Here is a 21,240-nt window from a genome sequence, read left to right as displayed (position 1 = left end):
TTTACTCCGAAAGACTGTCCATCTTGCGGGCCAGTTTCGCGTCGAGCGCACTGAGCCCGTCCACATCGTGGGTGCTCAACACCACATCGACGGTTTTATATACGTTGTGCCACTCCGGGTGGTGATCCCATTTCTCCGCCCAGATCGCCACGCGGGTCATCCAGCCGAAAGCCTCGACAAAGTTCTTGAACACGAATGTCTTCCGGATCGCGTCGCGGTCCTCGACCATCTCCCAACCGGTGTCGAAGAGCGGTGCCAGCAGGGGGCCGCGGGTTTCTTCGCTCAATCTCTCTGTCATTCCTGTTCCTCGATCTCGGCCCGTTTGAAGGGGCCGTATTCCGTCAGCACGTTGATCTCTTCGTCCACGGCGTCCCGTTCAGCCTTGAGATAGGTGCTTATGGCATCAGCAAAACCCGGATCATTCACCCAATGCAACGACCACGTCGGCGTCGGCAGATAGCCGCGCGCCAGTTTGTGTTCGCCCTGTGCGCCCGCTTCGACCCGCGCCAGCCCCCGTTCGATGGCGATATCAATCGCACGGTAGTAGCACAGCTCAAAATGCAGGCAAGGATGATGCTCTATGCACCCCCAATACCGTCCATATAACGTCTGGGCGCCGATAAAGTTCAATGCGCCCGCAATCCAGCGCCCGTCCCGCTCTGCCAGCACCACCGCCATGTCGTCCCGCAGCGTCTCCTGCGCGATATCGAAAAACGCCCGTGTCAGGTAGGGCGTACCCCATTTGCGCGCGCCGGTATCCTGATAGAACCGCCAGAAGGCATCCCAGTGTTCGGGCCGCAGGTCATCGCCGGAAAAGGTCTGGATCGTGCCGCCGAAATCCTGCGCACGGGCGCGTTCCTTGCGGATGTTCTTGCGTTTGCGGGAACTCAGGCTCGCCAGAAACCCGTCGAAATCCGCGTAGCCTTCGTTGCGCCAGTGAAATTGCTGGGTCTTGCGCAGCAGCAGGCCGATCTCTTCGCCGCGCCGCGCTTCCTCCTCGGTGCAAAAGGTCAGATGCACCGAAGAAAGGTTGTTGCTGTCGGCCAACTGCACCGCCCCCTGGATGAGCGCGGCGGTGCCCGTTTCCTCGAACCCCGGCCGCACCAGCAACCGCCGACCCGTTGCCGGTGTGTGCGGCACGGCGACCTGCAGCTTGGGGTAGTAGCGCCCACCGGCGCGTTCGTAAGCATGCGCCCAGTTGTGATCAAAGATGTATTCGCCCTGGCTGTGCGATTTGACATACATGGGCGCGACGCCGATCAATTGCCCCGCCAGATAGGCCGTCAGATACTGCGGCTGCCAGCCGGTGCCGGTGCCCACCGAGCCGCTGTTTTCCAACGCGCTCAGGAACCGGTGCGTTGTGAAGGGATCGAGCGGTGGCGCCCCCGCCAGCGCTTCCGGGCAGGCGCAGGCATCCCAGTCACCGGCGTCAATCGCGCGCAGTGAGGCTACCACCCTGATCTCGACTTCCTGTTGCTGCATCCGCATCGCCCTTCTACGCCTTAGGTGTGCCCGCCGGGCGCGGGATCAAGCGGGAAGCGCCGCACGATACTGTTCAAAGGTGATATTCTGGGCGATTTCGCGCGCCTGCGCCTCGTCTTCGGGCGATTTCACGGTCCAGCAGAGGATCGAGGCGCCTTGGGCTTTCAACGCGGCGACCCGTGCCCGGGCCAGATCGTGCATATTGTGGCTGATGAAACTGCATTCTGCCGCATCGTAATCAGGGATGCCGCGCAAGCTGTCACAGGTCTCGGCAGGCAGTTTCCAATGCGCCGCATCATATGCATCCGTCACCAACCCGCGCGGCACGTCGGGGCAAAGCGCTGCCATCCGCATCACCGAATGCGGATTGAAGGACATCACCGCCACCGGACCGTCATAGCCTTTGAGGGCGGCGGCCACCGCCTCTTCGAGCGGTCCGATGTTTGGCCCCATCGCGCCATCCTGATCCTTGATTTCGATAAGCAGCGGCACGCGACCCGCAACCAGATCAAGGATTTCAGGCAGATCGGGAATGCCTTCGTCGCCCCCGCGCAGCGGCACCTGAGCGAGTTGTTCCGCCGTTTGCGCCCGTACCGGCCCGCTGCTCTCGGCCAGCCGGTCCAGCGCATCATCGTGAAACACCATTGCCCGCGCATCCGCGCTCTGCTGCACGTCGATCTCGATCCCATAGCCTGCGTCAATTGCGGCACGGATCGCCGTGCGGCTGTTTTCCGGACGGCCATCGGCCACATCATGCAAGGCACGGTGCGCCAGCGGGACCATCAGGAATGCCTCTGGCAGGGGAACCCTCATTTGATCTCGAAAATGCCTTCGATTTCGACCGCCACGCCCAGCGGCAGTGACGCGGCAGACACGGCAGACCGCGCATGCCGACCGGCATCGCCCAGAGCTTCAACGAGGAAATCCGACGCGCCGTTGATGACCTTGGGCTGATCGGTGAAATCTGCAGTGGAATTGACAAATCCGGTGAGCTTCACCACCCGCTCCAGACGCTCGATATCACCGCCACAGGCCGCTTTGACCTGCGCCAGCAGGCTGATTGCGCAGAGCTTTGCCGCGGCAGCCCCCGCATCCACCTCCATATCCGCGCCCAGCTTGCCGGTCACAAGACCATCCGGACCGTTGGAAATCTGACCGGAAACATAGAGCGTGCTGCCGACCTGCACAAAAGGCACGTAGTTGGCGGCGGGTGCGGGCGCATCGGGCAGGCTAACGCCCAGGTCGGCAAGGCGGGAGGCAATACTCATATCAGGGTCCTTCAGGATGGAATGGCGTGTCGGCGAGCCAGACACTCAACGTGGATTATGCCCAGTCTGTGCCGATCCACAAGCACCAAGGTCGCAGACCTGAAACGGGTTGTGGCACCGGCATGCACCGCCTGCTCACCCCTCCAGGGCCAGCGAACGATCCCGGAAACGAAATCGTGTAAATGCCTTGGAAAACGGTTGTTTTCCCTGCCCTCAGACCCGTAACGGTTGCATTGCTCGCATTTCCGCTTACAAATCGGTTCTTGTCGCCGCAGTTCTAGACTGTATACGCCCAATAGCTTTATTGTTGCGCTGTCGCGCATGTGCCACACGTATGATTTCCACTTCCCTGCCCTCTAGGCATCACTGTAAAAAGCTCTACCTACCGTTCAGTCAATTTCACAGGATTTACCCAGTGTCTCGTACTCCCAAAATGAAGGCTTTCGCGCGACCTGCCATGGCGCTCTCAACCGTATTGGCGCTGAGCGCATGTGCGACCACGCAGGATGTCGCGACCCGTTCGGACGGCATCAACGATCCTTACGAGACACAGAACCGCAAGGTTCACGCCTTCAACAAGGGACTGGACAGGAACCTCGTGCGCCCGGTGTCACAGGCCTATGGCGTCGTGCCGGTGGAGATCCGCAACACGGTGAACAATTTCTCCGAAAACCTGTCGATGCCCCGCGTGGCGGTGAACAGTCTGCTGCAGGGGGACCTGCGCGGCACCGGGCTTGCGACATTACGCTTTGCCATGAACACGACCATCGGGCTTGGTGGCCTTTTTGACGCGGCCTCCGAGTTGAACATTCCCGAGCATGATACCGACTTTGGCGAGACGCTTGCGGTTTGGGGCGCAGGGGAAGGTGCCTATATCGAGCTGCCGGTCTTCGGTCCTTCGACGCAACGGGACACCGTCGGGCTCGTCGTGGATTTCTTCACCAATCCGCTCACAAACAACACCAACAACAAGTTTGACGACGACCTGCAGAGCGTCCCGCCTGCAACGGCGACAGCCTCCGTGCTGAACGATCGTGAAAAGTTCAGCGATACCATCGATTCCGTACTTTATGAGAGCGCCGACAGCTACGCACAGTCGCGTTCCATCCACCTCCAGAACCGCCGTTTCGAGCTTGGTCAAGATCGGGCTCGGGACACCGACCCATTTGCGACAGACCCTTATGAGGATCCCTATGCCCAGTAATCTCACCCGCCGAGATGTTTTCCTGAGTTCCGCCGCCGCTGCCCTTCTGGCAGCAACACCCGCCGCAGCACTGACCGAATCCGGTGCGCGCCAACTGGTCGACCAAGTGGTCGCAGACATTGATCGTGTCATTTCCTCGGGCCAGTCCGATGCTGCGATCCTGCGTGAGTTCGAGCGGCTTTTCGTGCGCTACGCGGACGTGAACATCATGGCGCAATATGCCTTGGGTGCGGATGGCCGCTCCGCGTCTTCCTCGCAAAAGCGAGCGTTCAATGACGCCTTCACCTCTTATATTGCGCGCAAGTACGGCAAGCAGTTCCGTGATTTCATCGGCGGACGTGTCGAGGTTCAATCCGCACGTGCGATCAAAGCCGGGTATGAAATCAACACGCTGGCCTATCTGCGCGGGGACGGCCCGTTCGAGGTCACTTTTCACGTGTCGGATCGGTCCGGCAGCCGCAAGTTCTTCAACATCTACATTGAAGGCGTGAACCTGCTGCTGACCGAGCGCAGTGAGATCGGGGCCATGCTCGACAGACGTGGCGGTGACCTCAACGCGATGATTGCCGATCTCAAAAGCGCAGGCTGAACCGGCGGCAGCGCCGGTCTACCGGTCGCTGCCACTCACATTTGGCTGCCGTTCGCGATCTGTGCTGCCACCGCCGCCCAGAATATCGCGTAACAGACCTTCCAGAATACCGACGGCGCCGCCACCGCCGCCCTGTTGTCCGCCTGACCGGTCACGCACCTCGCCCGCTTGCGAGGGCGACATCATCGGCAGGGGTTTCAGCGGCACACCTTCATGCACCCGCGACATGGTTTCGCGCCAGATGTCCGCAGGCAGACCCGCGCCAGTGACACCGGTCAGGGGCGTGTTATCGTCATAGCCCATCCACACGCCCGCGACATAATCGGCGGAAAAGCCAACGAACCATGCATCCCGCGCGGCCTGCGTCGTGCCGGTCTTGCCCGCCAGCTGGCGCCCGCCGAATTGCGCGCGCGCGCCGGTCCCTTCGGAGACAACCTTTTCCATCATGTAGATCAGCTGCCGCGCGGCAGGTTCCTGTACCACGCGCTCGCCGATCCCGCCGCCGGTGCCCATCAAAGGCTCGTCCTCGCCCATCAGGCGCAGTTCGACCAACCCATATGGCTCAACCGAAGACCCCCCATTGAGAATGCCCGCATAGGCGCCCGTCATCTCGATCAGCGTGCTCTCGGAGGCGCCCAGGGCCAGCGCGGGACCCGCGGCAAGATCACTCTCCAGGCCGAAGTCACTGGCCACCTGCCGCACCAGATCGCGGCCGACGAATTCAGATACTTTCACCGCCGGGATGTTCAGACTGTCCGCAAGTGCACGGGTCAGGGAAACCTTACCGTAAAACTGGTTGGTATAGTTGCGCGGCGACCACGGGCCGGACCCGGGGATGTTGATCGTCAGCGGCTCGTCGGTCACCGTGTCATTGGGGGAATATCCCAGATCAAGGGCCGCAGCATAGACAAAGGGTTTGAACGCCGATCCGGTCTGCCGCTTGGCCTGCACCGCCCGGTTGAACGCCCCTGCCACCTTGGTCTTGCGCCCCCCGACCATGGCGCGAACGGCCCCGTCGGCGGACATGACAACAATCGCCGCCTGCGCCTTGCTGCCGTCGCGGATCTTGTTCTCGAACACCCATTGCATGGCCTCGTCGGCGGCGCGCTGGATGCGTTGATCGAGCGTCGTCTTGATGATCACGTCCTCGGTGGTTTTGCGGGTGAAGAACTCCGGCCCGGAGGACATGACCCAATCGGCAAAATAACCACCCGCCCGTGCCTCTGCCGCCTCGGACAATTCCGCTGGGTTGTTTTGCGCGGAGCGCGCCTCCGCATCGCTCAGGAACCCCTGCTCATTCATCAGACGCACAATGGTTGCTGCCCGGTTCTGCGACCGCGTAAGGTCATTGGTCGGCGCAAACCGCGTCGGCGCGACAAGCAGACCGGCCAGCATCGCCGATTCCGCCGGGGTCACATTGGCGGCTGATTTGCCAAAGTACCGCTGGCTCGCGGCCTCGAAGCCACGGGCCCCGGCCCCCAGAAACGCCCGGTTCATGTAGATCGTCAGGATTTCATCCTTGGAATACTTGGCCTCCATCGCCAGCGCGTAGACGGCCTCCGACGCCTTGCGTTTGATCGTGCCGCGCCGACATTCGGTCTCATACTCGGCCTCGGTCTGCACGGTCGGATCATAGGGCACGCCAAGGCACAAAAGCTTGGCCACCTGTTGTGTGATCGTCGACCCGCCATGGCCCGACAGCGGCCCACGCCCCTCGCTCAGGTTGATACGCACCGCACTGGCGATGCCACGCGGGCTGACACCGAAATGCCGGTAAAAGCGCTTGTCTTCCGTTGCAATGATCGCGTTGCGCAGATGCGGGGAGACCGTATCCGCCGTAATCGCACCGCCAAACTGGTCCCCGCGCCAGGCAAAGACCTGACCAGATGCGTCCAGCATTGTCACCGACCCGCGGGCGCGCCCGTCCAACAACTCCGTCACATCGGGCAGGGTCGTGTAATAGTACCCGACGATCAGCCCAAGCAGCAGACAGGCCACCGCACCGATGCGCCATACCACCCGCCAGATCAGCCTCAGGATCCAGGCAAAGAGCCGCTGAATGAGGCCGATGATCCCGCCCCGCCGCCGCGCAGGGGCCTTGCGCCGCGCGGTCTTGCGCGGCTTGGGCTTGGGTTTGGACTTCGCCTTGGTCTTGCGCGCCTTTGTCGGTTGCGCAGCGTAGCGCTTGTCAGCGACCAGCGGTCGTCTGCCTTTACGTGAATCACTCATGAAGAACCTGCCCGGCTCACTGTTGTTTTGTGCAGTCTAGCGGTTTCGCGCGGAATTGTTGAGGCGCTCATGCGCAGAAACGTGATTAAATATTTGCCTAATAATTAGGCATTTTTTTCATCGTGGTTATTTTTTGGGCATATGTCTCGGGTTTTCCGTCGCGCGCACCCCCGGAAACTTCCATGTCCGCCGCCGCCTGGCGTTTTCTTCAGGCGCAAACATTGCAGATACGTCTGCCAAGCGAAGGGGACACGAGGTGAAACTCATCATTGCAACAATCAAGCCGTTCAAGCTGGAGGAAGTGCGCGAAGCACTGACCGAAGCAGGTGTGCGCGGCATGATGGTCACGGAAATTAAGGGCTTCGGCTCCCAGTCCGGCCATACAGAAATCTACCGCGGGGCTGAGTACGCCGTGAACTTCGTACCGAAGGTCAAGATCGAGATCGTGGTCGCCGAAAGTGTCGTCGATCAGGTCGTCGATACCATCACCAAGACCGCCCAGACTGGCAAGATCGGCGATGGCAAGATCTTCGTCCTCAGTGTCGATCAGGCCGTGCGGGTGCGCACCGGCGAAACCAACGAAGACGCGCTGTAAAGCTGCGCATCAACCAGGGATACGTTACCATGAAACTTCTCAACTCTCTTGCCCCCGCTGCAGCGTTGATCGCGCTGCCCAGCCTGGGGATGGCGCAGGATGGTCCCGTGCCGGGCGTCAATGCCTCCACGGACTCCGTCTTTATCTTCAATTCGCTGCTGTTTCTTATCGGTGGTTTTCTGGTCTTCTGGATGGCGGCCGGGTTTGCCATGCTGGAGGCCGGTCTTGTCCGCTCCAAGAACGTCACGATGCAGCTGACCAAGAACATGGCGCTCTTCTCGCTGGCGGCGATCTTCTACTATCTGATCGGCTACAATCTGATGTACCCGCTGGGCACCTGGATGGTCGATGGCGTCCTCTCCGGTGTCTGGGGCCCTGGCGTCCTGGAAGCGGTTGGCGTGACCTCTGATGCTGCCGATGACTATGGCTATGCCTCTACCGGCTCTGACTTCTTCTTCCAGTTGATGTTCTGTGCTGCTACGGCCTCCATCGTGTCCGGTGCGCTGGCCGAACGCATCAAGCTCTGGCCTTTCCTGATCTTCGTGATCGTGCTCACCGCCGTGATCTACCCGCTGCAGGCCTCCTGGAAGTGGGGCGGCGGTTTCCTCGACGCGATGGGTTTCCTCGACTTCGCGGGCTCCACGGTCGTACACTCCGTCGGGGGTTGGGCGGCTCTGGCAGGCGCACTGATCCTCGGACCGCGTATCGGCAAGTACAAGGACGGCCGTGTGAACCCAATGCCGGGCTCCAACCTCGCGCTTGCGACGCTTGGGACATTCATCCTGTGGATGGGCTGGTTCGGCTTCAACGGCGGCTCGCAGCTGGCCATGGGCACAGTGGGTGATGTCGCAGACGTGTCGCGCATCTTTGCTAATACCAATGCCGCTGCTGCCGGTGGTGCGGTTGCCGCGCTGATCCTGACGCAGCTTCTCTACAAGAAGCCCGACCTCACCATGATCCTCAACGGCGCGCTGGCTGGTCTGGTCTCCATCACAGCAGAGCCGCTGACACCAACATTGGGATCTGCCACGCTGATCGGCGCTGTTGGCGGTGTCATCGTGGTCTTCGCGGTACCGTTCCTCGACAAGCTCAAGATCGACGACGTGGTTGGCGCCATTCCGGTGCACCTTTTCGCCGGCATCTGGGGCACGATCGCGGTGGTCCTGACCAACCCCGATGCCTCCTTCGGTGTTCAGATCTATTCGATCTTCGTGGTGGGTATCTTCACCCTCGTCGCTTCGGGTGTGATGTGGTTCATCCTCAAAGCGACCATGGGTATTCGGGTCTCCGAAGAGGCAGAGATCAACGGTCTCGACACGTCAGAGCTGGGCATGGAAGCCTATCCGGATTTCTCCAAAGGCTGAGCTCAACACCTCTATAAACACAAAAAACCCGGGCGTTTGCGCCCGGGTTTCTTTTTGTTCGCAGCGATGGGAGGAAGGCCGGGGTTTCCGGTGGCTCCGGGTCCCGTCACATCGCCTCAAGGCAGGTCAGACACCCGCATCGATGATCGCTTTGGCAAGAATCGGAATTGTGTGTTCATTCAGCCCGGCGATGTTCATCCGGCTGTCCGAGACCATGTAAATCCCGTGCTTCTCCCGCATTTCGACCACCTTGTCCGGCGTGGTGCCAAGGCGCGAGAACATGCCCCGGTGCTGCGACAGAAACCCGAACCGGTCAGAGCCGGACAGCCGTTGCAATTCGCCCGCCAGTTGACTGCGCAAGCCCAGCATGCTGGACCGCACCTCCTCCAGCTCCGCCATCCAATCCGCCTTCAGCGCGTCGTCATTCAGGATCATCGTGACCAGACGGGCGCCATGATCCGGCGGGAAGGAAAAGTTCTGCCGGTTGAGAAAGGCCAACGTGTCCTGATGAAGCTTGCGGGCTTCGGCGTTCTGGCTCACGGCCATCAACAGGCCGGTGCGCTCCCGGTAAATCCCGAAATTCTTGGAACAGCTGGCCGCGATCAGACATTCTGGAACCGACGACACCACAAGGCGGGTGGCTGCGGCGTCCTCCTCCAAACCATCGCCAAAGCCCTGATAGGCAATATCGATCATCGGCACCGCGCCGGTTTCCAGCAGCACGTCCACGACCGCACGCCATTGGGTCATGTTCAGGTTGGCGCCCGTCGGGTTGTGACAGCAGCCGTGCAGCAGGACCACGTCCCCCGCCCTGGCCGTTTTGATATCCTCGATCATCCCGTCGAAATCAACGCCGCGCGTGTCCTCATCGAAATAGCGATAGTTCACCACTTCGATGCCCAGGTAGCCCAGAATGGACAGATGGTTCGGCCATGTCGGATCCGAGACGAAGACCCGCGCATCAGACCGCGCCATCTGGATGAGCTCAAAGGCCTGACGCACGGCGCCCGTCCCGCCAGGCGTGGCCACCGCCGCGACACTGTCACGGGGCACCGCGTCGCGCAGCACCAGATCGATCATCGCATCGGAGAAAGCCGGGTCACCGGCAAGCCCGGTGTAGACCTTTGTGTCCTGCGCTTCCCAAAGCTGGTGTTCGGCCGCCTTCACGGCCCGCATGATTGGCGTCAGGCCCGTTGCATCCTTGTAGACACCCACCCCCAGATCGATCTTGGTCGGGCGTGGATCGTCCTTGTACATCTGCATCAGGGCAAGAATGCCATCGGCAGGGCGGGTTTTCAGGCTTTCAAACATCATGCGTCTCCGGTTGCGACAGGTACGGTGGGAAACATCCCCCATTCGGCCCAGGAGCCGTCATAGACGGACCACTGAAGATGCCCCATGCGCTCCAGCGCCAGGGCGAGGATCGCCGCCGTCACGCCCGACCCGCAGGAGGTTATGATCGGCTTGTCGAGGTCCACGCCCGCGGCTTCGAAAACCGCGCGGCAGGCTTCGGGATCTTTCAGGGTGCTGTCGGCGTTCAACAGGTCAGCAGAGGGTACGTTGCGCGCGCCGGGAATGTGACCGGACCGCAAGCCTTCTCGGGGCTCGGGCGCTTCCCCCCGAAACCGCGCGGCCGCCCGCGCATCGACAATCACATGGTCCTCCAGCTTCGACGCGGCAGACACCTGCGTCACGTCCCGGACAAGGTGGTTCTGGAAACGGACAGTCATGTGCCTGTCCCGAATGACCGGGGGCATGTCTTCGACGGGATGACCTTCGGCCTGCCATTTGGGAAAGCCACCGTCCAGAACGGCAACATTCTCCTGCCCCATCAGCCGGAAAAGCCACCAGACCCGCGCAGCCGAGAGCAGACCGGCGCCATCATAGATCACCACCTGATGGCCGTCGCCGACGCCCATCGCCCGCAGCCGGGACATGAATTTCTCAACCGGAGGTGCCATATGCGGCAAATCGGAGCGATGGTCGGAAATCTCGTCGATATCAAAAAACCGCGCCCCTGGAATATGCGCCGCATCGTATTCCGCTTTCGGATCGCGGCCAGCGTCAGGCAGGTGCCAGGATGCGTCGAGTATCCGCAGATCCGGATCCTTCAGGTGCTGGGCCAGCCACGCGGTGGAAACCAGTGTTTTCGGATCATCGGACATGAGATTCTCCTAGCTGTGCAGATCGGCTTCTGGGTACCCTCCGCCAGCCACAGTGGCAAGCCTGCTTGCGCGCGGGTGGCCTGAAGCCCACCCTATCTGTCTACCACTGCGCTCACCGCCTGCAGGTAAGGTGGGCTTCAGGCCACCTTTGCCTATCCGTGGTCTTTCATCAGACGCGACTTTTGACGTGACCAGTCCCGCTTGGCCGCGGTTTCACGCTTGTCGTGCAGCTTTTTGCCCTTGGCGACGCCGATCTTGATCTTCGCCATGCCACGGTGGTTGAAGTAGAGCACCAAGGGCACAAGGGTCATGCCCTTGCGTTGGGTGGCATTCCAAAAGTCAGCCAGTTGCTTGCGCGAGATCAGTAGCTTGCGCCGACGCCGCTCCGCGTGCTGAAAGCTCTTGGCCTGCTTGTAGGGTGCGATGTAGCTGTTGACCAACCACAACTCCCCGTCTTCCACGGCGGCGTAGCTTTCGGCAATATTCGCGCCGCCCGCGCGCAGGGATTTCACCTCGGAGCCTTCCAGAATGATCCCGCATTCCAGATCTTCCTCGATCGCATAGTCGAACCGTGCCCGCCGGTTTTCGGCGACAACCTTGTAGTTCGGATCGGATTTAGATGCGGATTTCACCTGAGCCATGATCGCTGATGTAGTACCTGCGCCTCCCACACGCAAGCAGACGCACACAGGCGCTCGCGCAGGCCACAGCCCGTATACGTAGGCGTCTGCAGAAAAATAGTGTATGCAAGGCGGATAATGCAGGCCCTGGAGGTCCAGATGTTTAACCCGACAGCAACGCTGGCGTCCTCCTTCGGCGACCACCTATCAGAGACATTCCTGCAGTATTTCTCCGGGCGCGAACCGGAATATGCTGCCTTTATCAACGGCTGCGCCAAGATGGTGCTGGAACGGCTGGCCAATTCCGACGCGCTCTATCACAACGCTGAACATACCATCATGGTGACCCTTGTGGGCCAGCAGATCATACGCGGGCGTCTGGTCACCGAAGCGCTCCAGCCCTGCGACTGGCTGCACTACATCGTCGCCCTGCTTTTGCATGACGTTGGATACATGCGGGATATCTGCGAGGGAGATGCCGGATCAAATGTGGTCATTGATCCGTCCGGCAAGACAATCACCCCACCACGTGGCGCGTCGGACGCCTATCTGGCACCGTATCATGTGGACCGCGGCATGATGTACGCCCGCCAGCGGTTCGCCGATTCCGCCCTTATCGATGAAGAGCGCATTGCAGCCGCCATCGACTACACCCGCTTCCCGGTGCCCGATGACGCGCATTATGGCTCCACCACAAGCGAACCCGCTCTGGTGCGGGCCGCCGATCTGATCGGTCAGATGGCCGACCCGTTCTATCACCGCAAAATCGGTGCGCTTTATCTGGAGTTCGAGGAGACCGGCATGGCCGAGCAGCTTGGCTACAAAAGCGCGGTGGACCTGATGGAGAAATTTCCCGATTTCTTCTGGGCGCAGGTGCAGCCGCTGATCGGCCCGGCGCTGAACCATCTGGAACACACGATGGAGGGCAAACAGTGGGTGGCGCAACTCTACAACCACATCTTTCAGGTGCACCACCGCACCAGCCTGCTGGGTCCGTTTGACGGCAGATGAATTGCGGGGTCAGTCGCCCAGCTTGGCGTGTACCTCGTCGAGGTCGATCTCCGAGACGGGCATCTTGTTGGACGGGTTCTCAAAATCGTACCGGAACAGCTCGAAATCCCGTTTGTAGATTTCATAGACCAGATGCATCGACAAATCGTCGAAGTAGTCCTCTACCGGATGTGCGCGTTTGGGCCCATGCCCTTCGCTTTCGTTGAAACGGGGCACCTCACCCAGTTTGATCTGGTGCGGCGTCTCGATCGCACTCAGCACATCCTGCATCCCGTCATTGAAATCCTCGGTCCAGACGATCTTGTCATAGGTCCCACCGTTCACGATGAAGGTGCTCACGTGGCCTGACATGGCCGACCAATGGATGTCCGGGTCCATCGGCTTGCGAAATTTGATGGTGTCGCGCGCAAAGAGCAAAAACCGCCGGAAGGACGCGATCTGGTCAAAATCCCCCTGACCGTCCTCGCCGCCCACATCGATCCCGTATTTCTGCATTAAGACCGGCACCAGATTGCCGCGATACCGTTTGCCATTGCGCTGAATACCGCAAATCTTGTCGAAGAAAGAGCTCAGAATGCGCGTGTACGGATTCCGGACACAGGTGAAAGCATAGGACTTATGCTGCTGCACATTCTCGGCGATCGGAGTCTGACTGTCGTCCAGCGCCCATTTGTGCAGACCGTCCTTCGCGTCATGGATATCCCCATCGAAAAACACGCCATGATCCGAATAATACATGATCTGACCAATCGTCGAACAGGCGCATTTGGGCACCACGCGGTACACCATGCTTTCACTGCTGGTCATCCAGGTTCCTGGGAAACCCATACTCTCTAGCTCCTGCCCGGTCCGCCCGTTTCAAGGCTTTTGACGATATTTGGTTAGAAAAGAGCAAATAATTTCGGTTTATTCAATGAGCCTTCATGCTTATCAACATATAGACTGGCAACAATAAGAGCAGATCAGATCGACCGTGGCAAAGATCGCCTTTATCCTTTTGTGCCATAAAGACCCCGATGCCATCATCCGGCAGGCGGAAAAACTGACTGCGGCTGGCGACTATATGGCCATCCACTTTGACGCCCGCGCCAATCCCGCGCACTACGACAAAATTCGTACCGCATTGAACGGCAATGCAAATGTGACCTTCGCGCGCAAACGCGTGAAATGCGGCTGGGGGGAGTGGTCGCTGGTTCAAGCCACCCTGCACGCGGTGCAGGCAGCTGTAGAGGCCTACCCGCGGGCCACGCATTTCTACATGCTGTCCGGCGATTGCATGGCCATCAAGACCGCTGAATACACCCATGCGTTTCTGGATGAGCATGACGCCGACTTCATCGAGAGCTTCGATTACTACAACAGCGACTGGATCAAGACCGGCATGAAGGAAGAGCGGTTGATCTATCGTCATTTCTTCAATGAGCGCAAATACAAGCGGCTGTTTTACGCCTCGATGGACCTGCAACGCCGTCTCAAGCTCGACCGCAAACCGCCCGATGACATCCAAATCAGGATCGGCAGCCAATGGTGGTGCCTGCGCCGCGAAACGGTTGAAAAGGTGCTCGATTTTCTCAAAGGCCGCCGCGACGTGATGCGGTTCTTTGCGACCACTTGGATCCCGGATGAAACCTTTTTCCAGACCGTCGTGCCCCATCTGGTGCCGGAGACCGAGATCCGCAGCCGTACCCTGACCTTTCTGATGTTCACCGATTACGGCATGCCGGTGACCTTCTACAACGATCACTACGACATGCTGATCAGCCAGGATTACCTCTTTGCGCGCAAGATCAGCCCGGAGGCAAGTGATCTGAAACGCCGGCTCGGCCTGCTTTATGCCGCCTCTGGTGTAGAGTTCCAGATTTCAGGCGAAGGGCCCAGCCTCTTTAAATTCCTCACCGGGCGTGGGCGCGTTGGACGCCGTTTTGCCTCGCGGTTCTGGGAAACGGAATCGACGCTGGGCCGCGAACGGGAATTGCTCGTCGTCGTCTGCAAGAAATGGCACGTGGCCAAGCGGGTGCTGGACCGCATCCGGCAGACCACCAATGTGCCCGCGGTCGAATACCTCTTCAACGAAGAGGACACGCCCCTGCCCGATCTGGGCGGCATCCAGACCAGTCTCGAAAAACGTACCCGCCACCGCCGGGCGCTGATGCGGATGCTCTTTGACTACTATGAAACCGACCGCATGATCGTCTGCATGGATCCGGGCAACATCGAGCTTTTGCAGGATTTTGCGGCGGATCGCTCGGTCACCCGCCTGCTCGAGATCGAATGCAGTTTTACCGACGAGTATCTGATCGGCCATGCCATGCGCGTCGGCCTTGCGGGGGAACAGACCTCTACCGAAACGCTAGAACGTCTGCTGCCCACAATCCGCAACGACATGGTGTTCGAAAGTGACCGCATCAAGGATGCAGAGTTCAAGAACTACACCCGCATCCGTGAAAGCGGTGATCTGGACGACAATGCGCAGGCCCTTGCGCAGTTCCTGTCCATCCCGCAAGACGCCGCCCGCGATATCGCCGACAGTCCACACCTCTTTGCCGACTAAGGATTCATAATGAGCTACGCCTACGACGATCAGAACATCTTTGCCAAAATCCTGCGTGGCGAAATTCCCAATACAACCGTGTTGGAGACCGACCACAGCCTCGCCTTTCGCGATCTCTATCCGCAGGCGCCAACCCATGTGCTGGTGATCCCAAAGGGGGCTTACGTCAGCTACGATCACTTCGCATCCGAGGCGTCGGAAGCGGAAATCGTCGACTATACCCGCGCCATTGCCGAGGTGTGCCAGCTGGAAGGTGTCGCCCTTACAGCAGGCGATGGGTTCCGTTTGATTTCAAACGCCGGGTCAAACGGTGTGCAGGACGTGCCCCATCTGCATGTGCACATCCTGGGTGGGCGCCCCCTGGGCCGGATGCTGGCAAAAGCCTGAGGCTAGTAGCCTCGCCGCTTGGCCGCCCACCAACGGCGAAAGCGGTTGCGTTTCTCGGCAATGCTGTCTTCGGTGGCTTCCCAGCTGTCCTGCATCTCTTCCAGCTTGGGGTCGATCCGTGCCTGGCGAAAACGCCGCCAACGCACCCAGATGCCGTAGAAGATCGCCGCCAGGAACAGCAGGATCAGCGCGTTCAGCCAGGGCAGCGGTTTGCTGGCCTCCGGCCCGTCCACCGGCCAGACCGAGATCGCATTGGGGAAGATCGAAAAGAACTCGTTGCGCCAGCCATAGTGCCGGATCGCCACGTATTGCGGCGCCGCAGCCGTTGATTTCGCGTCCGCCGCTTCCGCCTGCAGGTTCGACGTGTCGAATTTGAAATAGGGCGGCCAGCCCCAGCCGGTGTCCTCATTCCGGTAGACCATTACCGTGCCGTCGGCCCGGCGCGTCTGGATAAAGAACACATCCCGGCTGATCGCATTGGGGTCAGAGCCTGCATCCGCCTGTGCCCAGAACAGCCGGTTCTCGCCAGGGTCGATCCGCTTTTCATAGGTATCCGTGACCCGCGCGATGTCGACCTGCGGCAGCGTGTAGTGAAAAAAGGAGGCGATCAGCAGCCAGAAGGCGATGATGAAACCCCATTTGACGTAAAACATGGATCAGCCCCCTCAGGCGAAATTCGTGAAATAGATGAGCAAGGCAATGGCAATCGACGGGATCACATAGACACCCAGAATGAGTTTCCGGCGCAGCGAACCATCGTAATCCTGCAGCCCCGCCCGCACGAAACTCTCGCGGTCGCCGGGCCCCTTGGCCTCATCCCACTCGGCTTCCAGCTTACCACGCCGAACGGCCCGCGAGTAGAATGATAGACAGACGTAGATGATCGTCAGGACGATGAACCCGATGAACAGCATCCGTGCCAGTGCGGCCATTCCGATCTCCTTTGTGCGGCTTACCCGCAATATAGGGGATGTAAACTCTATTTACATCCCATGCGCCCTTGCTTTGATTGCTGCATCGCAAATGTCCCCGCCATTGGGAAGCCTATTTTGATGCGGCGGCGTCGAGCATGGTGCGGGTCAGACCCCGCAGGGTCCTTTGCAGTGCTTCGATCTCCGCCTGGGGCATGCCGGTGGCTTCCAGAATGCAGCCCGGTACATGGGCGGCCTGCGCCTCCAGCGCCTGCCCCTGATCCGTCAGGGCCACCACCACGCGGCGCTCGTCTTCGGGATCGCGGGTGCGGGTCACCAGCCCGGCCTCCTGCAGCCGCTTGATCAGCGGCGTGAGCGTATTGCTTTCCAGGCTCACCCGCCGCCCGATCTCACCCACGCTCAGGGGGCTGTCGGGCCAGAGGTTCAGCATCACCAGGTACTGCGGATAGGTCAGACCCAGCGGCGCCAGCAACGGTTTGTAGACACGCGTAAAGGCCTGCGACGCCGCATAGAGGTCAAAGCAGAGCATCGGCGCCATCGGGTCAGCCGTGGTCGGGGGAGTCAGATCGTTTGCCATACTGGCAATTTAGGTCGCGGACGATTTAATCGCAAGATTGACAAAATCGATTCAATCATTTATATCGTGTGCGATAATAGCGTACTCGATATAAAGGGAGATACCCATGCCAACCAAAATTCTCTACAGCACAAGCGCCACAGCAACGGGCGGCGGCCGCGAAGGTACATCGTCCCTCGATGACGGCAGCTTCACCGCAAGTCTGGTACCACCCAAGGAGCTGGGCGGCGCAGGCGGCGATGCGTTGAACCCCGAAAAGCTCTTTGCCACTGGCTATGCCGCCTGTTTTCTCGGCGCGCTGCGGTTCTACGCCGGCCAGAACAAGATCGACGTGCCCGACGACGCCTCGGTGAATGTCACCGTCGGCATCGGCCCGCGCGAAGACCTCGGCTTTGGTCTCGACGTAAAAATCAAGGTCGCTCTGCCTGGCGTCGAGGCCGCCGTGGCAGAGGACCTGATTGCAGGTGGCCACAAGGTCTGCCCCTACAGCCACGCCACCAAGGGCAGCCTGGACATCGCGCCGGAACTGGCCTGATTCTGCTGCCGCGGCTCACGGGCCGCGGCGCTCAGCCGACGATGTTGAACTCCGGCCCGTATGGGTACCCGGTGATGTTCTCATTGCCATCCTCGGTGATCACCAGAATATCGTGTTCGCGGTAGCCGCCCGCGCCGGGTTTACCCTCGGCGATTGTCAGCATCGGCTCCATCGAAATCACCATGCCCGGCTCTAGCATTGTGTCGATGTCCTCGCGCAGTTCCAGCCCGGCCTCGCGCCCATAATAGTGGCTGAGCACGCCGAAGGAATGCCCGTAACCAAAGGTGCGGTATTGCAGCAGGTCGCGCTCGGCGAAGAAATCGTTGATCTTGTGGGTGACATCGGCACAGGACACGCCCGGCTTGAGCAGGCTCATACCATACTCATGCGCCGCCACATTCGCCTCCCATATCCTGAGGCTGTCCGCATCGCATTCCTGCACAAATAGCGTCCGCTCCAGTGCCGTGTAGTACCCTGAAATCATCGGGAAGGTGTTCAGCGACAGGATATCCCCGCGCTCCAGTACACGCCCCGTGACCGGGTTATGCGCCCCATCGGTATTCAGACCCGACTGAAACCAGACCCAGGTGTCGCGGTATTCGGCATCCGGAAAGCGCTTTGCAATCTCCAGCTCCATCGCATCCCGTCCGGCCATCGCCACGTCGATCTCGCGCACGCCTGTCTTGATCGCCTCGCGGATGGCATACCCGCCCACATCCGCCACCTGCGCACCCTGCCGGATGAGCACAATCTCGGCCTCGGATTTATGCATCCGCTGCCGCATCGTGGTCTCGTAGAGGTCCAGCATCGTCAGCGGCTGCAGGAAATCCTCCAACTTGTCGCGCTGCATCAGGGTCAGGTGGTCGCCCTCGTAACCGATGATCGCGTTCTTGCCGGTCACGCTTGCCACCGCGCGCCAGAAATTGTCACGTTGCCAGTCGGTGTAGGTGATGTTGTCGCAGAAACTGCGCCGCCACGGCTGGCCCGCGTCGATCCCCGCGCTGATGGTCATGGCATCGGTTTCGGTCACGACCATCCCGTAAGGCCGCCCGAAGGCGCAGTAGAGAAACCCCGAGTAATAGGCGATGTTGTGCATCGACGTGAAAACGGCGGCGGATGCGCCCGCTGCCGCCATGCGCTCACGCAGCTCCGCCAGACGGGCCTCGTATTCTGAGACCTCGAAAGGCAATGGTGACTTGTCGCCATTGTGATAGCGATACATCTCGGGGCGGTCGGAAAGGGGTGAGGTGGTCATGTCAGACCCTCCTTATGCAGAAAGGTCCCGGCGTTCAGGACAAATCGGGCCGCACGCAGGGCGACGCCATCGCCCCGTAGCCGTGCCAAGGCTTGGACGATTTCGGGCGCACGATCAAGGCTCAGGTCGCCGTCAGGAAACGCACGAGGTCGCTTTGCGCGTCTTCTAGCGCGTCGATCACGTCGAAATGGTGTTTGCCCGGCACAATGGTGGTGTCGATGCCCCATGCCCGCGCCAGCGCCTCGGCCTGTTCGATAAAGACGGGCCGCTCCTCGGCACCCACCCAAATCCTGACGTCGGTGGCAGCGGGTGGGGCCATACGGGTGGGGCTTTCCGCTATCGCCTCCCCCTCGTCAAGCCGCAGGATCTCGTTCATGGAAGTCTTAAGCAGCGGCATGAGGTCAGTCACCGGCGAGATTGGCGCGACGCGGACAATCCGGTCGCGAACCGCCTCTGGCAGGACCGCAGGTTCCTGCATCCGCGCCACGAGATGACCGCCAGCAGAATGCCCGGCAAGCGCAAGCGGCCCCTCCGTCCGCGCGGCAATCACCTGAACCGCCTGCGCGATCTGCTGCGTGATGTCAGAAATCCGCACATCGGGGCAGAGATCATAACTTGGCATGGCCACCGACCAGCCCGCAGCCAATGGCCCTGCCGCCAAGTGCGACCAGCTGCTGCGATCAAATGCTTTCCAATATCCGCCGTGCACGAAGATCATCGTGCCTTTGGGCGCCTCCGATGTGTTAAAGAAATCAAACACCTGCCTGTCTGACCCACCGTAGGACACACCGACCTCTGCGTGCGTCCCAAGCCGCTCGCGAAATGCCGCAGCGGCGGCGTCCCACTTTGGCGGATAGGTCTCAGCCCCAGCAATATAGGCTGCATTGGCATAAGCATCGTCGAGCGGCATCATGAAGGTCATCCTCGTTTCGGAACTGGACAATCATAGTCAGAGTTGAAATGACAACCATAGCCATTTTCGCGGAGGACCCGAAATGAAAGATATTCTAAACACCGATCTCAAATCCCTGCTGAAAGACCCCAGCCTGCTGGAGACCCGTGCCTATATCGGCGGCCAGTGGGTCGACGGCGATAACGGTACTTTCGAGGTGACCAATCCGGCACGCGGTGACGTGATTGCCGAGGTGGCGGACCTCAGCCGGGCGCAGGTCGCGGGCGCCATCGCACAGGCCGAAACGGCGCAGAAGGAATGGGCCAGCTGGACCGGCAAGGAACGTGCGGGCGTTCTGCGCAAATGGTATGATCTGATGATGGAAAATGCCGATGATCTGGCGACCATCCTGACCGCAGAACAGGGCAAGCCGCACGCCGAAGCCAAGGGCGAGATCGGCTATGGCGCCAGCTTCATCGAATTCATGGGCGAGCAGGCCAAGCGGGTCTATGGCGAGACGATCCCCGGCCATCAGCGCGACAAGCGCATCACCGTGCTGAAACAACCCATCGGCGTGGCGGCCTCGATCACGCCCTGGAATTTCCCCAACGCGATGATCACGCGCAAGGCGGCGCCCGCGCTGGCCGTGGGATGCTCCTTTGTCGCCCGCCCGGCCAAGGAAACCCCGCTCAGCGCCATCGTCATGGGCGTTCTGGCGGAACGTGCGGGCATCCCGGCAGGTGTGTTCAACGTGGTCACATCCTCCTCCTCTTCGGAGATCGGCAAGGAATTCTGCGAGAACCCTGCCGTGCGCAAGCTGACCTTCACCGGATCCACCGAAGTCGGTCGCATCCTGCTGAAACAGGCCGCCGATCAGGTGATGAAATGCTCCATGGAACTGGGCGGCAACGCACCTTTCATCGTCTTCGACGATGCCGATCTGGATGCAGCGGTCGAAGGGGCCATGCTGTGCAAGTTCCGCAACAACGGCCAGACCTGCGTCTGCGCCAACCGCATCTACGTACAGGCCGGGGTCTATGACGCCTTTGCCGAGAAGCTGAAGAAAGCGGTCGAGGACCTCAACGTGGGAGACGGTCTCGAAGAGGGCGTGACAACCGGGCCGCTGATCAATCAGGACGCCGTCGAGAAGGTGCAGGAGCACATGCAGGATGTCGTCGACAACGGCGGCGCGGTGCTCACCGGCGGCAAGCCGCACGAGAAAGGCGGCACGTTCTTCGAACCCACCATCGTGACCGGCGTGACGCAGGACATGAAAGTGGCCTCGGAGGAAACCTTCGGGCCCCTCGCTCCGCTCTTCAAGTTCGAAGACGAGGATGAGGTCATCGCCATGGCCAATGACACCATCTTTGGCCTTGCGAGCTACTTCTACGCCAAGGACCTGAGCCGGGTTTATAAAGTGGCCGAGGCGCTGGAATACGGGATCGTAGGTGTGAACACCGGCATCATCTCCACCGAGGTCGGGCCTTTCGGTGGGGTGAAACAGTCCGGTCTGGGCCGCGAAGGATCCCACCACGGCATCGAGGACTACCTTGAGATGAAATACATCTGCATGTCGGTCTGACG

The 21,240-nt window shown here is 60.4% G+C and carries 23 protein-coding genes; 9 read left to right on the top strand and 14 right to left on the bottom strand.

The window, feature by feature from the left end; all coding sequences use genetic code 11:
• Nucleotide 1: 1 nt before the first annotated feature.
• The 4 genes from ISX84_RS16055 to ISX84_RS16040 are packed head-to-tail and all read right to left on the bottom strand — an operon-like array spanning nucleotide 2 to nucleotide 2,750.
• Nucleotides 2-298, bottom strand: coding sequence for a 4a-hydroxytetrahydrobiopterin dehydratase (locus ISX84_RS16055; RefSeq protein WP_195821413.1), 297 nt, complete (start codon nucleotides 296-298; stop codon nucleotides 2-4).
• On the bottom strand, nucleotides 295-1,482 hold the full coding sequence (locus tag ISX84_RS16050) for a GNAT family N-acetyltransferase (protein ID WP_195821412.1): 1,188 nt from the start codon (nucleotides 1,480-1,482) through the stop codon (nucleotides 295-297). Before ISX84_RS16050 ends, ISX84_RS16055 begins: the two co-directional genes overlap by 4 nt.
• Nucleotides 1,483-1,527: 45 nt before the next feature.
• Nucleotides 1,528-2,295, bottom strand: coding sequence for a glycerophosphodiester phosphodiesterase family protein (locus tag ISX84_RS16045; protein WP_195821411.1), 768 nt, complete (start codon nucleotides 2,293-2,295; stop codon nucleotides 1,528-1,530).
• Complete coding sequence (locus tag ISX84_RS16040) at nucleotides 2,292-2,750, bottom strand: RidA family protein (protein ID WP_195821410.1); 459 nt, start codon at nucleotides 2,748-2,750, stop codon at nucleotides 2,292-2,294. The genes ISX84_RS16045 and ISX84_RS16040 overlap by 4 nt, the downstream gene beginning before the upstream one ends.
• A 433-nt stretch (nucleotides 2,751-3,183) precedes the next feature.
• Between ISX84_RS16040 and ISX84_RS16035 the strand changes: the two genes are divergently transcribed.
• Both ISX84_RS16035 and ISX84_RS16030 read left to right on the top strand, forming a co-directional pair.
• Nucleotides 3,184-3,954 (top strand): MlaA family lipoprotein, encoded by a 771-nt coding sequence (locus ISX84_RS16035; RefSeq protein ID WP_195821795.1) that lies wholly within the window; start codon nucleotides 3,184-3,186, stop codon nucleotides 3,952-3,954.
• On the top strand, nucleotides 3,944-4,543 hold the full coding sequence (locus ISX84_RS16030; protein WP_195821409.1) for an MlaC/ttg2D family ABC transporter substrate-binding protein: 600 nt from the start codon (nucleotides 3,944-3,946) through the stop codon (nucleotides 4,541-4,543). The genes ISX84_RS16035 and ISX84_RS16030 overlap by 11 nt, the downstream gene beginning before the upstream one ends.
• Nucleotides 4,544-4,561: 18 nt before the next feature.
• Here ISX84_RS16030 and ISX84_RS16025 read toward each other — a convergent pair whose 3' ends face one another.
• Nucleotides 4,562-6,772: a transglycosylase domain-containing protein gene (locus tag ISX84_RS16025; protein ID WP_195821408.1), complete on the bottom strand. Its 2,211-nt coding sequence runs from the start codon at nucleotides 6,770-6,772 to the stop codon at nucleotides 4,562-4,564.
• Nucleotides 6,773-7,028: 256 nt separating this feature from the next.
• Between ISX84_RS16025 and ISX84_RS16020 the strand changes: the two genes are divergently transcribed.
• Nucleotides 7,029-7,367 (top strand): P-II family nitrogen regulator, encoded by a 339-nt coding sequence (locus tag ISX84_RS16020; protein WP_195821407.1) that lies wholly within the window; start codon nucleotides 7,029-7,031, stop codon nucleotides 7,365-7,367.
• Between the two features lie 29 nt (nucleotides 7,368-7,396).
• Nucleotides 7,397-8,731, top strand: a complete 1,335-nt coding sequence (locus tag ISX84_RS16015; protein ID WP_195821406.1) for an ammonium transporter — start codon at nucleotides 7,397-7,399, stop codon at nucleotides 8,729-8,731.
• 126 nt (nucleotides 8,732-8,857) lie between these two features.
• Here ISX84_RS16015 and ISX84_RS16010 read toward each other — a convergent pair whose 3' ends face one another.
• The 3 genes from ISX84_RS16010 to smpB all read right to left on the bottom strand — a co-directional run bounded on the left by ISX84_RS16010 (nucleotide 8,858) and on the right by smpB (nucleotide 11,537).
• Nucleotides 8,858-10,042 carry an amino acid aminotransferase gene (locus ISX84_RS16010; RefSeq protein WP_195821405.1) on the bottom strand — a complete coding sequence of 395 codons (1,185 nt, stop codon included), beginning with the start codon at nucleotides 10,040-10,042 and terminating at the stop codon, nucleotides 8,858-8,860.
• Nucleotides 10,042-10,896 (bottom strand): 3-mercaptopyruvate sulfurtransferase, encoded by an 855-nt coding sequence (sseA, locus tag ISX84_RS16005; protein WP_195821404.1) that lies wholly within the window; start codon nucleotides 10,894-10,896, stop codon nucleotides 10,042-10,044. Before sseA ends, ISX84_RS16010 begins: the two co-directional genes overlap by 1 nt.
• Nucleotides 10,897-11,048: 152 nt before the next feature.
• Nucleotides 11,049-11,537, bottom strand: a complete 489-nt coding sequence (gene smpB, locus ISX84_RS16000; protein WP_195821403.1) for an SsrA-binding protein SmpB — start codon at nucleotides 11,535-11,537, stop codon at nucleotides 11,049-11,051.
• Nucleotides 11,538-11,675: 138 nt separating this feature from the next.
• On the opposite strand from smpB, the gene ISX84_RS15995 reads away from it, so the two are divergent.
• Nucleotides 11,676-12,527, top strand: a complete 852-nt coding sequence (locus tag ISX84_RS15995; RefSeq protein ID WP_195821402.1) for a metal-dependent phosphohydrolase — start codon at nucleotides 11,676-11,678, stop codon at nucleotides 12,525-12,527.
• 9 nt (nucleotides 12,528-12,536) lie between these two features.
• Here ISX84_RS15995 and ISX84_RS15990 read toward each other — a convergent pair whose 3' ends face one another.
• A complete protein-coding gene (locus ISX84_RS15990) occupies nucleotides 12,537-13,355 on the bottom strand; it encodes a sulfotransferase family protein (protein ID WP_195821401.1) in 819 nt (272 codons plus the stop codon).
• 145 nt (nucleotides 13,356-13,500) lie between these two features.
• On the opposite strand from ISX84_RS15990, the gene ISX84_RS15985 reads away from it, so the two are divergent.
• The gene (locus ISX84_RS15985) at nucleotides 13,501-15,078 is read left to right on the top strand and encodes a DUF5928 domain-containing protein (RefSeq protein WP_195821400.1); all 1,578 of its coding nucleotides are present in this window, start codon (nucleotides 13,501-13,503) and stop codon (nucleotides 15,076-15,078) included.
• Nucleotides 15,079-15,087: 9 nt separating this feature from the next.
• The gene (locus ISX84_RS15980; protein ID WP_195821399.1) at nucleotides 15,088-15,465 is read left to right on the top strand and encodes a histidine triad nucleotide-binding protein; all 378 of its coding nucleotides are present in this window, start codon (nucleotides 15,088-15,090) and stop codon (nucleotides 15,463-15,465) included.
• 2 nt (nucleotides 15,466-15,467) lie between these two features.
• Here the strand turns inward: ISX84_RS15980 and ISX84_RS15975 are convergent, their stop codons facing one another.
• The 3 genes from ISX84_RS15975 to ISX84_RS15965 form a co-directional block, all read right to left on the bottom strand.
• Nucleotides 15,468-16,118 (bottom strand): DUF1523 family protein, encoded by a 651-nt coding sequence (locus tag ISX84_RS15975; RefSeq protein WP_195821398.1) that lies wholly within the window; start codon nucleotides 16,116-16,118, stop codon nucleotides 15,468-15,470.
• A gap of 12 nt (nucleotides 16,119-16,130) precedes the next feature.
• Entirely contained in the window at nucleotides 16,131-16,397 is a 267-nt protein-coding gene (locus ISX84_RS15970) for a hypothetical protein (RefSeq protein ID WP_195821397.1), read from the bottom strand.
• A 112-nt stretch (nucleotides 16,398-16,509) separates the two neighbouring features.
• Nucleotides 16,510-16,974: a MarR family winged helix-turn-helix transcriptional regulator gene (locus ISX84_RS15965; protein ID WP_195821396.1), complete on the bottom strand. Its 465-nt coding sequence runs from the start codon at nucleotides 16,972-16,974 to the stop codon at nucleotides 16,510-16,512.
• A 106-nt stretch (nucleotides 16,975-17,080) separates the two neighbouring features.
• On the opposite strand from ISX84_RS15965, the gene ISX84_RS15960 reads away from it, so the two are divergent.
• Nucleotides 17,081-17,509: an organic hydroperoxide resistance protein gene (locus ISX84_RS15960; RefSeq protein WP_195821395.1), complete on the top strand. Its 429-nt coding sequence runs from the start codon at nucleotides 17,081-17,083 to the stop codon at nucleotides 17,507-17,509.
• Between the two features lie 31 nt (nucleotides 17,510-17,540).
• On the opposite strand, the gene ISX84_RS15955 is transcribed toward ISX84_RS15960, so the two are convergent.
• A complete protein-coding gene (locus ISX84_RS15955; RefSeq protein ID WP_195821394.1) occupies nucleotides 17,541-18,764 on the bottom strand; it encodes a M24 family metallopeptidase in 1,224 nt (407 codons plus the stop codon).
• Between the two features lie 121 nt (nucleotides 18,765-18,885).
• On the bottom strand, nucleotides 18,886-19,674 hold the full coding sequence (locus ISX84_RS15950; protein ID WP_195821794.1) for an alpha/beta hydrolase: 789 nt from the start codon (nucleotides 19,672-19,674) through the stop codon (nucleotides 18,886-18,888).
• Between the two features lie 85 nt (nucleotides 19,675-19,759).
• On the opposite strand from ISX84_RS15950, the gene ISX84_RS15945 reads away from it, so the two are divergent.
• Nucleotides 19,760-21,238 (top strand): NAD-dependent succinate-semialdehyde dehydrogenase, encoded by a 1,479-nt coding sequence (locus ISX84_RS15945; RefSeq protein ID WP_195821393.1) that lies wholly within the window; start codon nucleotides 19,760-19,762, stop codon nucleotides 21,236-21,238.
• The last annotated feature ends 2 nt before the right edge of the window (nucleotides 21,239-21,240 follow it).

Origin of the sequence: Roseobacter sp. MH60115, assembly GCF_015644665.1 — a bacterium.
GTDB lineage: Bacteria > Pseudomonadota > Alphaproteobacteria > Rhodobacterales > Rhodobacteraceae > Roseobacter.
Note: the sequence above shows the minus strand (reverse complement) of the source record. Positions and strands in the feature narration are given on the sequence as shown.

Bases quoted from the DNA above. Each gene is read 5' to 3' on its own strand.
- ISX84_RS16055 (WP_195821413.1), bottom strand. From the start codon at position 298: ATGACAGAGAGATTGAGCGAAGAAACCCGCGGCCCCCTGCTGGCACCG.
- ISX84_RS16050 (WP_195821412.1), bottom strand. From the start codon at position 1,482: ATGCAGCAACAGGAAGTCGAGATCAGGGTGGTAGCCTCACTGCGCGCG.
- ISX84_RS16045 (WP_195821411.1), bottom strand. From the start codon at position 2,295: ATGAGGGTTCCCCTGCCAGAGGCATTCCTGATGGTCCCGCTGGCGCAC.
- ISX84_RS16040 (WP_195821410.1), bottom strand. From the start codon at position 2,750: ATGAGTATTGCCTCCCGCCTTGCCGACCTGGGCGTTAGCCTGCCCGAT.
- ISX84_RS16035 (WP_195821795.1), top strand. From the start codon at position 3,184: ATGAAGGCTTTCGCGCGACCTGCCATGGCGCTCTCAACCGTATTGGCG.
- ISX84_RS16030 (WP_195821409.1), top strand. From the start codon at position 3,944: ATGCCCAGTAATCTCACCCGCCGAGATGTTTTCCTGAGTTCCGCCGCC.
- ISX84_RS16025 (WP_195821408.1), bottom strand. From the start codon at position 6,772: ATGAGTGATTCACGTAAAGGCAGACGACCGCTGGTCGCTGACAAGCGC.
- ISX84_RS16015 (WP_195821406.1), top strand. From the start codon at position 7,397: ATGAAACTTCTCAACTCTCTTGCCCCCGCTGCAGCGTTGATCGCGCTG.
- ISX84_RS16010 (WP_195821405.1), bottom strand. From the start codon at position 10,042: ATGTTTGAAAGCCTGAAAACCCGCCCTGCCGATGGCATTCTTGCCCTG.
- sseA (WP_195821404.1), bottom strand. From the start codon at position 10,896: ATGTCCGATGATCCGAAAACACTGGTTTCCACCGCGTGGCTGGCCCAG.
- smpB (WP_195821403.1), bottom strand. From the start codon at position 11,537: ATGGCTCAGGTGAAATCCGCATCTAAATCCGATCCGAACTACAAGGTT.
- ISX84_RS15995 (WP_195821402.1), top strand. From the start codon at position 11,676: ATGTTTAACCCGACAGCAACGCTGGCGTCCTCCTTCGGCGACCACCTA.
- ISX84_RS15990 (WP_195821401.1), bottom strand. From the start codon at position 13,355: ATGGGTTTCCCAGGAACCTGGATGACCAGCAGTGAAAGCATGGTGTAC.
- ISX84_RS15980 (WP_195821399.1), top strand. From the start codon at position 15,088: ATGAGCTACGCCTACGACGATCAGAACATCTTTGCCAAAATCCTGCGT.
- ISX84_RS15975 (WP_195821398.1), bottom strand. From the start codon at position 16,118: ATGTTTTACGTCAAATGGGGTTTCATCATCGCCTTCTGGCTGCTGATC.
- ISX84_RS15970 (WP_195821397.1), bottom strand. From the start codon at position 16,397: ATGGCCGCACTGGCACGGATGCTGTTCATCGGGTTCATCGTCCTGACG.
- ISX84_RS15965 (WP_195821396.1), bottom strand. From the start codon at position 16,974: ATGGCAAACGATCTGACTCCCCCGACCACGGCTGACCCGATGGCGCCG.
- ISX84_RS15960 (WP_195821395.1), top strand. From the start codon at position 17,081: ATGCCAACCAAAATTCTCTACAGCACAAGCGCCACAGCAACGGGCGGC.
- ISX84_RS15955 (WP_195821394.1), bottom strand. From the start codon at position 18,764: ATGACCACCTCACCCCTTTCCGACCGCCCCGAGATGTATCGCTATCAC.
- ISX84_RS15950 (WP_195821794.1), bottom strand. From the start codon at position 19,674: ATGCCGCTCGACGATGCTTATGCCAATGCAGCCTATATTGCTGGGGCT.
- ISX84_RS15945 (WP_195821393.1), top strand. From the start codon at position 19,760: ATGAAAGATATTCTAAACACCGATCTCAAATCCCTGCTGAAAGACCCC.